Genomic DNA, 13,196 nt, shown 5'->3' with positions numbered 1-13,196 from the left:
GCGGACCTTACGTTCCCCATGTACAGCCGAAGGGAGAGCGGCGATGACGACGAAAACCAAGGCTCGTTGGTCCGGGGAAGTCACCAGGCACAGCGATGCCCTGGATCTTGAGAAGGACATTTTCAAGTCAAAGGATCCAGATACGATCGCGAAATCGCTGAAGGAGTCGGCCGAACACAGCGATAGGCGCAAAGGCAGTGCATACCGCTCCGCCATGTCTATGCTGACTTTCTATATCAACAGGGCAGGCAAGACGCTTCCAATGCATCGCCGACGCACATTGGAACGGGCGAAAGATAGCCTGCGCAAGTTCTTTCACCGGAATTCCGGGAGATAAGCGCCGTGCCCGGGCCGCTCGGTCATTCACTCGCTGTTGGGTTGCGCGTCAAGGAAATGGACGAGTACGGCGTCAGCCATACTACTTGACCGAGTCCCAGTACTTGCCATTGATTTCGCTCGCGGCAGGACAAGCGGCATCTTGACGGCTGGTGCGGGACGCGATCGTCATGCCTGGACGTCAAGCATCCGCAGATCGTTTCCCGCGATATCACCATTCACGCGCAGCCGCGCCGCCCGCAACGGCGTCCGCGCCACACGCAGGCCATGCAACCCCGCGCTGAACGCCAGGAACCGTTCGGCATGCAACCCGCCCATGGCAGTGCAGCCATCCGCGATCAATCGATAGCGCGTGGCGTAGACCCGTGCGGCGTGCGGCGTTGCGAAAGCGAAGCGGTCGTTCAGCCCACCCCAGCTTTGCCAAGCGGGCACGACGAGGTCGATGCCGCCGGCCAGCAGCTCACCGAGGTCTCGACCAATTACGAGCGGGTCCAGGTACAGCAGATCCGGACGCAGCAACAGCACGACATCTTCCGGCCCCGGACGGAATGCCGCCAATAGCCGCCATAACCGGTCCAGGCTGCGGAGCTGGTGGCAAAGGTTCCGCAAGCTGCGATATCCATCGCCGAACGCGTCCGGATAGGCGCGCGCAGTCGCGAAGGCCTCGGCGATTGCGTCGTCCGTCTGGACCTCCTGCTCGCAGGCATCGAGCGACAGCAGCCGTGCCGGGTCGGCATCGGGAATCGCGCCACGCTCCCCCGAACGCGGATTGTCCAGCGCGGCGGGGCAGTTGAAATGGCCGGCCCGGAGGATCTCGAAGCCTGCTTCGCGCAGCGGAGCGACGATCGCTGTCTCGATCACCGGTGCGGTCGCCCCGGCCAGCCGCGCGAGGCCGAAATAACCAATCAGGCTGCGCATGGCGGGCAGACCAGGTCGGCATGATCGAACGCATCCAAGCAAGCCTCGGGCGCATCAGGCCAGGACCGATGCGAGAACCCGGCCAGCAGGCGGGCGTAGTGCGCGCGATCCAGGCCATATCCGTGCGCCACGACCGCATCCATGCGTGCCCGTTCGGCTGGCGGCGGCACGCCCCGCGTGGCAGCCGAAGCCAGGAAGGTCGCCTGCGCCGGGGTCAGGGCCGGCATCGGCAAGTCGTTCAGTAGATACAAGCTCAGATGCGTCGCGGCCTTTTGCCGGATCAGCCAATCGAAGGGGAAGGAATTGAGCACCGCGCACAGCAGCGCGGCGTCGGTCGGGTCGCGTGCCCAGGGCGCCTGCTCGACCGTTGCGGTGTGGCCGAACACCGTCCCCGCGGGCGCCAGGCAGGCGATCATGGTGCGCTCGTCGTTCGAACGGGCGATGTCGCGGAACGCCAACCGAACATGCCGCGATGCCGTCGCGATTGCGGGACGCAACGCCTCTTCGTTGACGCTGTAGCGCGGTTCGGTGTCCCAAAACGTGGTGAACTGGTGGAAGGTCTTGCCCTCATGCAGCACCAGGCCACCCTCGCCTGCTGGCCGGAACAGCGCCGCGTCGGCAGTCATGTGCAGGTCGCAGCCGAAGCGGATGCGCCGCGCCTCGCACCAGGCGCCGAAGCGGACGGGATTGGTGTAGAGGCGTTCGGCGAGGCGTAGATCCTTGACGCCGCGCAGTTCCGGCGGGGTCAGATGCACGCCGCCGGCCGCGTCCAGGAAACCGCGAGGATAAGTCATGGTCCGGCCCGATTCCTCGACCTCGGCCAAGTGTCCCAGGTAGAAGCCGCAGCGCAGGGCATGCGTCGGGCCGGGGCGTCGGGCGACGATCAGGTCGAATTTGAAACGGCTGTCGATGTCGAACCAGCGACTGCGGTTCTCGAACGAGAGGCACCAATCGATCCGTGTCGAGTCCAGATAGTGCCGCCGCAACCGGGCGGCCCCGGCATTGGCATGGAAGGCCGAGGGCAGCACCAGGCCGATCGTTCCATCCTCGGCCGCAAGCGACAAGGCGCGTTCGGCGAACAAGCGATACAGGTCGAGACTGCCGGATGCCCCGCGCTGCAGGGGGTACAAGCGAGGGACGATCCGCTTCAGCCGCTCGAACCCTGCACGATAGGCCTCGAACCGCTCTGCGACCGCCGGGTCGGACAGCACCCTGCGCTGGATCGCAGCCCGGGTTTGGCGCGTGGCGGCGAGGCGGACGGACGGATCGATATCGGCGACGAAATCAACGCTGTTGGGCAACACCACATCCCAGGGTGGATTGCCAAGCACGATGTCGAAGCCGGCAGGGAAGACGTCGGGGAAAATGAGGTCCCAGGACAGGGATTGGGGTTCCGACAGCCCCACGGTCCCGTCATCATGACCAGCCGCGTGCCAGCTCTCCATATGTTTGGCGCGATCAGCCTCGGGAGGCGCGAATGGAGGGCCTTCGCCCACCATGACGAGAGGGTGCGGCCCATCCGCGGCCATCACCGCCCGAGCCAACGCGATCCATCGATCGTCCCCATCCCGCGCGCCGGTCATCGCGGTCTCGGCCCAGGCTTGGGCCAACCGCCGCAGTGGAGACAAGAGCGTGTCGACCTCCTGCTTCACGGCTTGTTTCGCCGCGACGTCCCGCAGATCGCGGCCGATCGAGGCGTCCAGCCGGGATATCAGGTCCCGCGCCGCCGTCATCCGCGCCAGCAGGCACGCGATCACATCCCGCGCCAACAGCGGATCGAGCGGCCCACCGGTCACCGGCAGGGTCGTCAAATGCGCGAAGAACGGCCCGGTCAGTGCGTCGCCATGCACGATGCGGTGGTCGAGGAAGGTCAGCGGCAGGCCCTCGGCCCAGGACTCCAGCCATAGCGACAGCTTGGCCAAAGTCACGGCCAAAGGGTTCCTGTCGCAACCATACAGGCAATGCACCGCCACCAGCCGGCGACAGATGGCGCGCGCGATCGTCTCGTTGTCGCCGTGGCTGGGCAGGTACGGGACCAGCGTCGCGTCCGGGTCGGGGATGGCCGCGATCCGGTCGGTCAGGCCCAGCGCATCGGCTTGGCGCGCGGCGGTCAGGACCGCGTCGGACAGATGCCGGCAGGCCTCGACCAGGAAATGGCCGCTGCCGGTGGCAGGGTCGACCAGCTTCAGCCGCAGCAGCGCCGCAGGGTCCGGGTCGTACGACGGGCTGCGCGCTGCGATCAGGGGATCGAGCGTCTCACGCACCAGGAACCGCACGAAGTCGCGCGGCGTGTAATAGGCCCCGCTCGCCTTCCGGCCCGGCCCGGGGTGCAGCAGGAAGGTCCCGTCCTCGGTGAACCGGGGTTCCAGTTCCAGCAGCGCTTCGTAGACGCCACCCAGGTCCTCGACGCCCAGGCTGCCATAATGCACCCGAGAACGAACCAGCCCAGGCTTGTTCGGCAGCCAGATCAACCGGTCGAGCAGGATCGCCACCGCGCGCTCCCCCCAATCCAGCGACCCGAGATGCGGCAGGGTCGTCGCTCCGAACAGCATGCCGCCCAAAGGCGCGACACTCAGGCCGGTCGCGCGTACGCCGTCCCGGAACAGGTCGAACATCCGGCGCAGCCCATCCTGCAGCATTCGCCCCGTATCGTGGCCGAAATCCAGGTGCCGCCGGACCAGCGGCCCCAGCGCCTGGTTAGGCGAGAACGCCCCGCGCCAGAGTGAGGACGCCGCGAAGCTGAAGGCCTGGCCGGCTGCGCTTTCCAGCTTCAGCACGAAAAGCAGGCGGTAGACCAGGATCAGCGCATCCTGCCACAGCGCTGAAGCCGTTACGCCGCGCCGCGCCGGCAGGGCGTTGACGAAACCGAGGATGGCCTCCCGCGCCTGGATGCGCAGTGCCGCCGTCACCTTTGTCTGATGCAGTCGCGCGCGGTCGAGAATGCCAGGAAGCGCGGGGAGAGCGCGGGCGGCAATCAGGGTGAACAGCAAACGCCACGAATCCGGTACTGAATCACGAGCAGGCCAGTCGTCGATCGCAACGCTCAGGCAGGTGTCGGATCGGCTGGCGTCGCACAGCAGCAGGCGCAGGACCGGGCCTTCAATCAGCAGTCCGGCGGTCTCACGCGCCGCGAACAGGACACGCTGTGCGACGCGGGTTGGGCTGGTCCGATGGGTGGGATCCGGGGCCGAACTGCATGCGACCGACCAGACACGCAGGCGGACGGTCCCGGATCGCGCCAGGAAACCGCCGTCCTCCTCCCCTTCCCGGGTCAGGATCGGTGCCTGCCGGACGGGCCGGCCGTAGCCAAGGGCGGCGGTGATCCGGCGCATCGTGCCGATGCGCGCGGTGGCCCATGCGTGGCCGGCCTCGGAAGTCGGCGGCAGGCCGTCTTGCAGAAAGCTTTCGGTCAGCGCCGGACCGGATAAGGTGCAATCGCGAAGATCAAGGCTCATGGGTGGAGCAGCAACAGGCCCAGCTTGCGCAGCCGCATTTCGGAGGCACACGGACGCGGCCTTGCGGCGAAGATAGCCAGCACCTCGGCCGCCGCTTGGCGAGTAGCGTCGGGCTGATCGGGGTCGGCGGCACACCGGGCTAGCCGGGTTTCGGGCGCCGCGGCAATCACCGGCCGGGCGGCGGCGAACAGATCGCCCGTGCCGGGCTTCGGCGCGGGTCCGCAGATTTCGTCGGCGCGGCGGCGCAGCCAAGCGGCGACTTCGAGCTCCGCCTTTTCGGCCCGTCGCGCTTCCGCGGCGGCATGCGTGGCAACCGCTCTATCGGCGGCGGCACCGGCCGCCCGATCCAGTGCCGGACCGCCGGCCCAGGGCGCGAAATCTGTGTCCCAGTCGGCAACCATGGACGGACGGTCGGCGTGCCGCAACCAATCCGGCTCGTCGACGATACGGCCGTCAGGGTATTGGCGCAGCGCGAACAGGGTGCGGAAGCGGCCGTCCCCGGTCTCGACGGCATAAGTGGCTATCAGCGACACCTCCCCCCGCGCTGCTGCCACCTGCCCCGTCCTGCCCGCGCGAAGCCGCGCGATGACACGACGCGTGAGGGGATGGGCGCGACCGGGGTAAAGACGATCGTGCAGCCGGTCGGGATCGTCTGTGAGCCGAACCGTGTTCGTCGTGCCGTCGAAGCCCGGCAGCGCATGGAGATCGGTGGCCCACGATCCCGGCACCTTGCCGTCGGGCAACGCCGCGGCGACGAAGGTGTGAACGGTGAGCCCCAGCGGCGCTTCGGTGACTGGATCGGTTGGATCACCCGTAGGGCCGCCGCCCAGCCAGCCGTGGCGGACGGCCATGTCCTCGAACGCCTTGAAGGCGTGGTCGATCTCTCGCAACAGGTCGCGCCAGGCCTCGCTCGCGGTGTCCTCGGCGGCCTGGTCCAGGGACTGGACCAGGCGGGGCAGGCCGGCGAACAAGTCATCCGTGCCCCCGGCGAAGATCGGCTCGCGCAGGCCACCGGTTGCGGATGAAACCGCAAGCGTGTCCGGCATGATGTCCAAGCAGACCCTGGCGGCTTCGTATTTCTCGATCAACTTCAGCAGCAGGCGCTCCTCGAACGTGCCGACGAGGTAACAATAGCGGATGTCGGGGTCGTGGACCTGGCCGTAGCGGTCGATGCGGCCGTTGCGCTGTTCCAGCCGGTTGGGGTTGTAGGGCAGGTCGAGATGAATCAGGTGGCGGCAGCGTCGATGCAGATTCAAGCCCTCGGCCAGCGCGTCCGTGCTGATCAGCACAATGCCGTCCTGTTCGGCGAACTGCTCGGCCGCGCCGGTTCGCTCTGCCTCCGTATCGGTGCCGGCGATCGTGAGCACGATCCCGCCAAGCTCCGCGAGCGCCATCGCGGCGGCTCGCTGGCTTTCGGCGTATTCCGTATAGACAAGGACATTGGCGTTCGGCTGTTCCAGCCGGATCAGGCGGATTTCCTGTCGCAGGGCTTGCAGCTTTGGATCAAGCGGGATCGCCGCTTCGCCCGCCGCGATCAATGCGTTCAGCGCCTCGGCCGTCGCAGCATCGAGGCTGGTGGCCATTTCTTCCGCTTCAAGGGAAGCGACGGCGCTTTCCTCGGCCGCCGACAGCACCCCATAACGGGCCACACGGCGGCACCAAGCCCGCAGCGCCCGCTGGCGCTCCCGTCGCCGGGCAAGGCTGTCGGTGGCGCCAAGGCGGGCGGCAACGACGCGCAGCGTGGCGACGCAGGCAGCAAGGGTCGAGAGAGACCGTTTCAATAAGGTCACGAACGCCAAGGCATCGGTCAGATGCCTCGTGTCGCGCGGGGTGCGCAGGCGAGGCAGCACGAGGTCAGAGAGCGCCTTATGGAAGGCGCACACAGGATCGGCATCGACCATCACCCGCACCGGCTGGACCCGGCGCTCGCGGAACAGAGGCAGGCCAGTGCGCGGGTCGCGGATATGCGATTTCAAACGCCGCACCACGTGGCGGCGATAGGCGGTGCCGACAAGCCGGCCCGCCCCGTCTACGAGGCTGGGGTCCAGCAGCGCCATCAGCGCAGCGAAATGCGCGTCGTTGCCGTCATGCGGCGTGGCGGTCAGCAGCAGCAGACCGTCCGAAATGCGTGACAGAACCCTCGCGAGCAGATGACGACGGGAGTCCGGTTGAGCGCAGTGATGCGCTTCGTCGATGATCACAAGGTCCCAGCGCGTCCTCTCCAATTCCATCAGTACCTGGTCCGACTTGGCGAAATCGATGGAAGTGAGGCAGAGGGACGTCGCCTCGAACGGGTTGCCGCCGAATTCGAGCCGAGCGCGCGCCTCCCGCAGGCTGGGTGCGTCGGCCAGGACGGCGAAGCGGAGGCCGAAGCGCAGCCGCATCTCCTGCTCCCACTGTCGCAGCAGCGGTCCCGGCGGCGTTACCACCAGGATCCTGTGCGCTCGGCGGCGCACCAGGAGTTCCGCGGCGATCAGCCCGGCCTGGATGGTCTTCCCAAGGCCGACACCATCCGCCAGCAGCAACCGCGGGCGCACCATGTCGAGCGCGCGCCGTACCGGTACCTGCTGATATGGCTCGATCGTCATGCGGCCGGCTTGGGTCGCAGGGCCGGGCACCTGATCGAACAGCCAGGCGGTATGGTAGAGCCACCAGTCCCGCAGACTATCGGGGGCTCGTGGGTCCGGGTCGGCGCGCAAGACCGTTACAGGCTCGAGGGGGTGAAGGATGTCCCATTCCAGCCCTGCGAGGTCACCCGACGCGCAGCAAAGGCGCACGCGGCGATGTTCCGCGATGGAGGGGTCTGGGGGCGGGTCGGCGTCAATGACGTCCCACTCAAGACCGCGTGCGGCGATCCTGAGTCCGGGGGTGAGTTGCATGCGGGTGTTCCGTTGCCACAGGGCGACGGAAACACAGGAACCTTTCCGAAGGGTTAATGGCGGTCGGCGCCGATCGCGATCGCGGCAAACTCCGCCCGCGCTTCGTCCGGGATGGTGATCGGCCGTCTCGTGCCCGGATCTATGAATACGTGAACAAAATAACTTTCCGCCGAGGCGATATCGGCGTCGTTACGGAACAGTCCCATCTCCAGCCGGACGGACGACGTTCCCAGCTTGGCGACCCTGATCCCGATCGTAAGCACGTCGGGATAACTGATTTCGGTGAAATGCCGGCACCCGCTTTCCGCGACGACATAGGGCGACGTCCTGCGCATGTCGAGCAGGCCGCGCTGGATGTAGAACGTCGTCTGCGCCGTGTCGAAATACATGTAATACACGGCGTTGTTGACGTGCATCATCTGGTCATTGTCGTTCCAGCGCGTCGTGATGCTGGTGAAGTAACGGTAATCCGCCCGCCTGGCGGGTTCGCGCCTGACGCCGTTCATCGCGGCAGCGTCAGTCGCTCTTTTCGACGTTCGCCGCGATCTGTTCGGCCCGCTTCGCCAGCCGATGCAGCCGTTCCGTGTCGGCGCGCTTGTCCGGCTTGGCGTTCTGCTGGATCTCGAAGATCTCGTCGGCCATCGACAGCGCGAGCATGACCAGCATGCGGGTCTCACCCACTCCGCCGGCGGTTTGGCGGATGGCATCGGCCCGCCGGTTGACCTCGGCCGCCATGGCTTCGAGGTGTTTTTCCTCCCCGTCCTTGCAGCCGACGGTATAAGAATAGCCATTTATGCGGATGGTGACTTGCGCCATGAGCGAACCTGGTTCTCTTCGGTTTTACTGATCGGATTTTCGGCCGAGGATCGTCCTGACCCGCTCGATCACGGCGTCGAGACGCTGCTCGACTTCATCCAAGACCTCGGGCGTCGCCGATGGAGGAGACGCAGCGGGGGCCGGGGCGGGCGGCCTCGCACGAAGACTGTCGGCGATCGCTTCCAACGCTGCTTCCAGCCGGTTGAGCGAGGCCTCGGCGCCTTCGGAGTTGCCGGGAGTCTGAGCATCCGCCATCTGATCGCCGTGTCGTTGTGGTAAGAGACTGAATCGTCAGCCGTTACAGGAACTTCCACACTAGGATATTTGACGCGGCGTGGATAGGTGGGCGTTTCGCGGCGGGGTCGCGATCCCTGTCTGCCGTCTCGGTCCGGCACAGACCTCCCCTCGTCATGGCGAGCGCAGGCCCGCCCTGACGGAGAAAGCACCCGGCCACGCCAGGATCAGTCGTCGAGGAAGCTTCGCAGCTTGCGGCTGCGGCTGGGGTGCTTCAGCTTGCGCAGTGCTTTCGCTTCGATCTGGCGGATGCGCTCGCGGGTCACGTTGAACTGCTGGCCGACCTCTTCCAGCGTGTGGTCGGTGTTCATGCCGATCCCGAAACGCATACGCAGCACGCGCTCCTCGCGCGGCGTCAGGCTGGACAGCACCCGCGTCGTTGCCTCCCGCAGATTGGCCTGGATCGCGGCGTCCAGCGGGATGATGGCGGCCTTGTCCTCGATGAAGTCGCCCAGGTGGCTGTCTTCCTCATCACCGATCGGCGTTTCCAGGCTGATCGGCTCCTTGGCGATCTTCAGGACCTTCCGCACTTTTTCCAAAGGCATGCCGAGTTTGTCGGCCAGTTCCTCAGGGGCGGGCTCGCGGCCGATTTCGTGCAGCATCTGCCGCGACGTGCGCACCAGCTTGTTGATCGTTTCGATCATATGCACCGGGATACGGATCGTCCGCGCCTGATCGGCGATCGAGCGGGTGATGGCCTGCCGGATCCACCAGGTCGCATAGGTGCTGAACTTGTAGCCGCGGCGATATTCGAATTTATCGACGGCTTTCATCAGCCCGATATTGCCTTCCTGGATCAGGTCGAGGAATTGCAGGCCACGATTGGTGTATTTCTTCGCGATCGAGATCACCAGGCGTAGATTGGCCTCGATCATCTCCTTCTTGGCGCGCGCGCTATCCCGTTCCCCACGCGAAACGGTCATGTAGACGCGCCGGAATTCGCTGATCGGCAGGCTGGCATCGGTCGCCACGGCCGAGATCTGGCCCCGCACCTTGCCGATATCGTCCGGGTGCTTGGCGACGAACAGCTTCCAGCCCTTGCCCGGCAGCTTGCCCACCTTCTCGACCCAGTTCGGGTCGAGTTCCTGCCCGCGGTAGAACTTCAGGAATTCCTCGCGGTTGACCTTGCAGCCTTCCGCCATCCGCATGAGCTGGCCTTCCAGCGTCGTCAGACGCTGGTTGAGCAGCTTGAGCTGGCTGACCAGCTCCTCGATCCGATTGTTGTGCAGCCGCACCTGGCCGACTTTCTCGACCAGTTCCTCGCGGGTCTTTTCGTAGCCCTTTTCCGAGCGCGAGCTCATTTCCTCGCCGCTGGTGATGGTCTCCAGTCGGCGGTGCTGCATCTTGTGCAGCTTCTTATAGAGGTTCTCGATCTCCTCGAAATTCGCCAGCACCTCGGGCTTCAGCTTTTCCTCGAGCGCCGAGAGCGACATCGAGGGGCCGCCATCCTCGTCGTCGGGATCCATGTCGTCGTTGGCGGCGAACCCGTCGCTGGCCGGTGCCCCGTCAGATTCTTCGCCGCCCGACCCCGCGCCCTCGGTGGCTTCCAGGTCGATGATGTCGCGCAGCAGCATCCGGCCGGCCTTGAGTTGGTCGTGCCAGTTGATGATCGCCTTGAAGGTCAACGGGCTTTCGCAAAGTCCGTTGATCATCATGTTGCGGCCGGCCTCGATCCGCTTGGCGATGGCGATCTCGCCCTCACGCGACAGCAGCTCGACGCTGCCCATCTCGCGCAGGTACATGCGCACCGGATCGTCGGTGCGGCCCAGGCTGGCTTCGTCGACATTGCCGGACTGCTCGTCCTCCTCCGCCTCATCGACCTTGTCGGCCTTGGCGGCAGGGGCCTCGCCTTCCTCGGACTCCTCGGACTCGACGACCTGGATGCCCATTTCCGAGAAATTGGCCATCACGTCTTCGATTTGTTCGGAGCTGTTCTGGTCCGGCGGCAGGATGGCGTTCAGCTCATCGAAGGTGATGTATCCACGCTCCTTGCCCTTCGCGATCAGCCGCTTGACCGCGGCGGTCTGCACATCCAGCAGCGTGTTCTCGACATCCTGTTCCGCCGTGGCGGTATCACCTGCGACCATGGGCTTGGTGGCCATCGTTCAGGTCTCTCCTTCGTAGGTCGGGTGTGACCCCATACTATCAAACATCATACTTTTAGGCATCGTTCATCGATGCGCCATCCGGGTCGCCGCTCTGCACGTTCAGCAGAGCTTCCCTGAGCGCTTGCAGACGTTGCTGGGTTTCCTGCGTCAGGTTGCGACCCGCTTCGACCTTGGCCAATTCGACTTCCTCTCGCAGGCGGTCCACATTGAGGAAGCCAAAAATGTGCCACCATTCTCTTTCCGCCTCGGCCGGCATCGCGTCGGACGCAACGCAGGCCGGCAAGGGCATCGGCGCCCCGGCCAGCACGAGCTGCACGTCGCGTTCAAATCCAGACTGCGTGAGGTGGTCCATCAGACCAGCAGAGTCAAGGGTTTCCGCTGTATTTGCATAAGACTCGATTGCATTCCGCAACCCCGCCAGGCGATCGTCGAGCCCCAGCGTGTCGAACGCGTGCGCCACGTCGTGAAAAAGCGCCGGATGGCGCAGCAGGATTGCCGTCAGGATCCGCATCCTTTCAGCGATCGCGCCGTTCGGTTGCGGCACCTGCCTGGGTGCCGTCCGGACGACGCTGTTCATCGGGCGTACCCCATTGGCGCGCGCCCCGCTTTTCGTCCCCCCGTTGCGCGGCCGGCTGGCGAAGAAACGGTCGAGCAGCGCGGAGCGGTATTCGCTCGCCAGCGCCTTGTCGGCGATCCGGCTGGCCACCTCGGTCAGCCGGTTGCGCAGCGCCGCGCGCTGTTCGGCGCTGGCATCCCCGACCTCCTGCCGCAGCATCCCGTACAGCGCCTCGACCGGTGCCTGGGCGATGTCCAGGATCGCCTGCAAAGCCCCCGCGCCGCCCTTGCGCACCAAGCTGTCAGGGTCTTCGCCCGCCGGCAGCGTGGCGAATTTCAGCGTGTGTCCCGAGGTCAGCATCGGCAGCGCCAGGTCCATAGCCCTGGCGGCGGCACGCGCCCCGGCGCTGTCGCCGTCGAAGCAGAGAACGGGAGCAGCCGAAATCCGCCAGAGTTGCTCCAATTGCTCCTGGGTCAACGCGGTGCCGAGCGGAGCTACGGCCCCGGTGAAACCGGACTGAGCGGCGGCGATGACGTCCATGTAGCCTTCCACCACGATCAGGGCCTTTCCCGTCCGGACGGCCTCCCGCGCGATGTCCAGCCCGAACAGGCTGCGGCGCTTGGAGAAGACCGGGGTCTCCGGCCCGTTGACGTATTTCGGCTGACCGGCCCCCAGGATCCGGCCACCGAAGCTGATGATGGCGCCGCGCCGATCACGGATCGGAAACATCACGCGGTTAGAAAACAACTCGAACGTGCGACCGGTTTCCTCGTCGCGGCGCAGCAGGCCGGCGATTTCCAGTTGCTCATTTGCCACACCCTGGCGGCCGAGTTCCGCGGTCAGACCGCCCCGCTCGCCGGCCCAGCCCAAGCCATAGCGCTCGATCGTCTCCGCCGTCAGGCCTCGCCCCAGTAGATAGTCCCGCGCCGCTCGGCCTTCCGGCAGGTCGAGCCGGCGGCGATAATGCGCCAGAGCGGCTTGCAACACCTCGATCGTGTCCAGGCGCCGACGTTCCGCCTCGGCGGCTTCCGGGGTGGGTTTGGGGACTTCCAATCCGGCCTCGGCGGCGAGCTGGGCAACGGCGTCCATGAAGCCAAGGTTCTGGGTGTCCATGACGAAGGTGATCGCATCGCCATGCTTCCCGCATCCGAAGCAGTGGTAGTGATCGTCATAGACATAAAAGCTGGGCGTCTTTTCCCCGTGGAAGGGACAGCATCCTTTCCATTGCTTGCCGGACCGGGCGAGCTGGACGCGGCGCCCCACCACCGCGGGGACGGGAACCCGCGTGCGAAGCTCTTCCAAAAATCCGGCGGGGAGCGCCATGGGACGTCAGGCGGATAGGGCCGCTTTCACCAGCGGGCCCGCCTTGGACATGTCCAGGGTGGCGGCGTGCTTCGCCTTCAGCGCGGCCATCACCTTGCCCATGTCCTTGATGCTGGCCGCGCCGGTCTCGGCGACCGCGTCCTTCACCGCCCGTTGGACGGCGGCATCATCCATCTGGTTGGGCAGGAATCCCTCGATGACCGCGATCTCGGCCTCCTCCTTGGCGGCCAGCTCGGGCCGGTTGCCCTGGCGGTAGAGTTCGACGGACTCCCGCCGGGATTTGACCATGCCGCGCAGCATGGCGACGATCTCCTCGTCCGGCACTTTGTCGATGCCCTTGGGACGAGCGGCGATGTCGGTGTCCTTCATCTTGGCCATGATCATGCGGACCGTGGAGGTCGTGGCGGCATCGCCGGCCTTCATCGCGGTCTTGAGGTGGTCGGTGAATTGTTCTCTGAGAGTCATGAAAAGTCTCCGGCGGAGCGGTCTCTATAGGGACGAGGTGTGGTGA

10 protein-coding genes are annotated in these 13,196 nt (G+C 65.9%); 1 reads left to right on the top strand and 9 read right to left on the bottom strand.

The features are described 5' to 3' along the window. The first annotated feature begins 43 nt into the window (after window positions 1-43). Window positions 44-337, top strand: a complete 294-nt coding sequence (locus VHB27_RS01960) for a DUF3175 domain-containing protein (protein WP_325597175.1) — start codon at window positions 44-46, stop codon at window positions 335-337. A 167-nt stretch (window positions 338-504) separates the two neighbouring features. Here the strand turns inward: VHB27_RS01960 and VHB27_RS01955 are convergent, their stop codons facing one another. From VHB27_RS01955 to VHB27_RS01915, 9 genes are all read right to left on the bottom strand, one after another. Next, window positions 505-1,254, bottom strand: a complete 750-nt coding sequence (locus tag VHB27_RS01955; protein WP_325597173.1) for a hypothetical protein — start codon at window positions 1,252-1,254, stop codon at window positions 505-507. Next, on the bottom strand, window positions 1,242-4,709 hold the full coding sequence (locus VHB27_RS01950) for an Eco57I restriction-modification methylase domain-containing protein (RefSeq protein WP_325597171.1): 3,468 nt from the start codon (window positions 4,707-4,709) through the stop codon (window positions 1,242-1,244). Before VHB27_RS01950 ends, VHB27_RS01955 begins: the two co-directional genes overlap by 13 nt. After that, on the bottom strand, window positions 4,706-7,588 hold the full coding sequence (locus VHB27_RS01945; protein ID WP_325597169.1) for a helicase-related protein: 2,883 nt from the start codon (window positions 7,586-7,588) through the stop codon (window positions 4,706-4,708). The genes VHB27_RS01950 and VHB27_RS01945 overlap by 4 nt, the downstream gene beginning before the upstream one ends. A 53-nt stretch (window positions 7,589-7,641) precedes the next feature. Continuing rightward, window positions 7,642-8,094 carry an acyl-CoA thioesterase gene (locus VHB27_RS01940; protein WP_325597167.1) on the bottom strand — a complete coding sequence of 151 codons (453 nt, stop codon included), beginning with the start codon at window positions 8,092-8,094 and terminating at the stop codon, window positions 7,642-7,644. Window positions 8,095-8,104: 10 nt separating this feature from the next. Continuing rightward, on the bottom strand, window positions 8,105-8,404 hold the full coding sequence (locus VHB27_RS01935; protein ID WP_325597165.1) for a cell division protein ZapA: 300 nt from the start codon (window positions 8,402-8,404) through the stop codon (window positions 8,105-8,107). A gap of 24 nt (window positions 8,405-8,428) precedes the next feature. Continuing rightward, window positions 8,429-8,659: a hypothetical protein gene (locus VHB27_RS01930; protein ID WP_325597163.1), complete on the bottom strand. Its 231-nt coding sequence runs from the start codon at window positions 8,657-8,659 to the stop codon at window positions 8,429-8,431. A gap of 206 nt (window positions 8,660-8,865) precedes the next feature. Further along, entirely contained in the window at window positions 8,866-10,800 is a 1,935-nt protein-coding gene (rpoD, locus tag VHB27_RS01925; protein WP_325597161.1) for an RNA polymerase sigma factor RpoD, read from the bottom strand. Window positions 10,801-10,858: 58 nt separating this feature from the next. Further along, window positions 10,859-12,685 carry a DNA primase gene (gene dnaG / locus VHB27_RS01920; protein WP_325597159.1) on the bottom strand — a complete coding sequence of 609 codons (1,827 nt, stop codon included), beginning with the start codon at window positions 12,683-12,685 and terminating at the stop codon, window positions 10,859-10,861. Between the two features lie 6 nt (window positions 12,686-12,691). Beyond that, on the bottom strand, window positions 12,692-13,150 hold the full coding sequence (locus tag VHB27_RS01915) for a GatB/YqeY domain-containing protein (protein WP_325597157.1): 459 nt from the start codon (window positions 13,148-13,150) through the stop codon (window positions 12,692-12,694). Window positions 13,151-13,196: the final 46 nt, after the last annotated feature.

This window comes from Rhodopila sp. (genome assembly GCF_035548235.1).
Classification (GTDB): Bacteria; Pseudomonadota; Alphaproteobacteria; order Acetobacterales; family Acetobacteraceae; genus Rhodopila.
Note: the sequence above shows the minus strand (reverse complement) of the source record. Positions and strands in the feature narration are given on the sequence as shown.

What these genes read in the sequence shown, in the direction of transcription:
- VHB27_RS01930 (WP_325597163.1), bottom strand. Translation starts at nt 8,659, where the DNA reads ATGGCGGATGCTCAGACTCCCGGCAACTCCGAAGGCGCCGAGGCCTCG.
- VHB27_RS01915 (WP_325597157.1), bottom strand. Translation starts at nt 13,150, where the DNA reads ATGACTCTCAGAGAACAATTCACCGACCACCTCAAGACCGCGATGAAG.
- VHB27_RS01940 (WP_325597167.1), bottom strand. Translation starts at nt 8,094, where the DNA reads ATGAACGGCGTCAGGCGCGAACCCGCCAGGCGGGCGGATTACCGTTAC.
- VHB27_RS01935 (WP_325597165.1), bottom strand. Translation starts at nt 8,404, where the DNA reads ATGGCGCAAGTCACCATCCGCATAAATGGCTATTCTTATACCGTCGGC.
- VHB27_RS01960 (WP_325597175.1), top strand. Translation starts at nt 44, where the DNA reads ATGACGACGAAAACCAAGGCTCGTTGGTCCGGGGAAGTCACCAGGCAC.
- dnaG (WP_325597159.1), bottom strand. Translation starts at nt 12,685, where the DNA reads ATGGCGCTCCCCGCCGGATTTTTGGAAGAGCTTCGCACGCGGGTTCCC.
- rpoD (WP_325597161.1), bottom strand. Translation starts at nt 10,800, where the DNA reads ATGGCCACCAAGCCCATGGTCGCAGGTGATACCGCCACGGCGGAACAG.
- VHB27_RS01950 (WP_325597171.1), bottom strand. Translation starts at nt 4,709, where the DNA reads ATGAGCCTTGATCTTCGCGATTGCACCTTATCCGGTCCGGCGCTGACC.
- VHB27_RS01945 (WP_325597169.1), bottom strand. Translation starts at nt 7,588, where the DNA reads ATGCAACTCACCCCCGGACTCAGGATCGCCGCACGCGGTCTTGAGTGG.
- VHB27_RS01955 (WP_325597173.1), bottom strand. Translation starts at nt 1,254, where the DNA reads ATGCGCAGCCTGATTGGTTATTTCGGCCTCGCGCGGCTGGCCGGGGCG.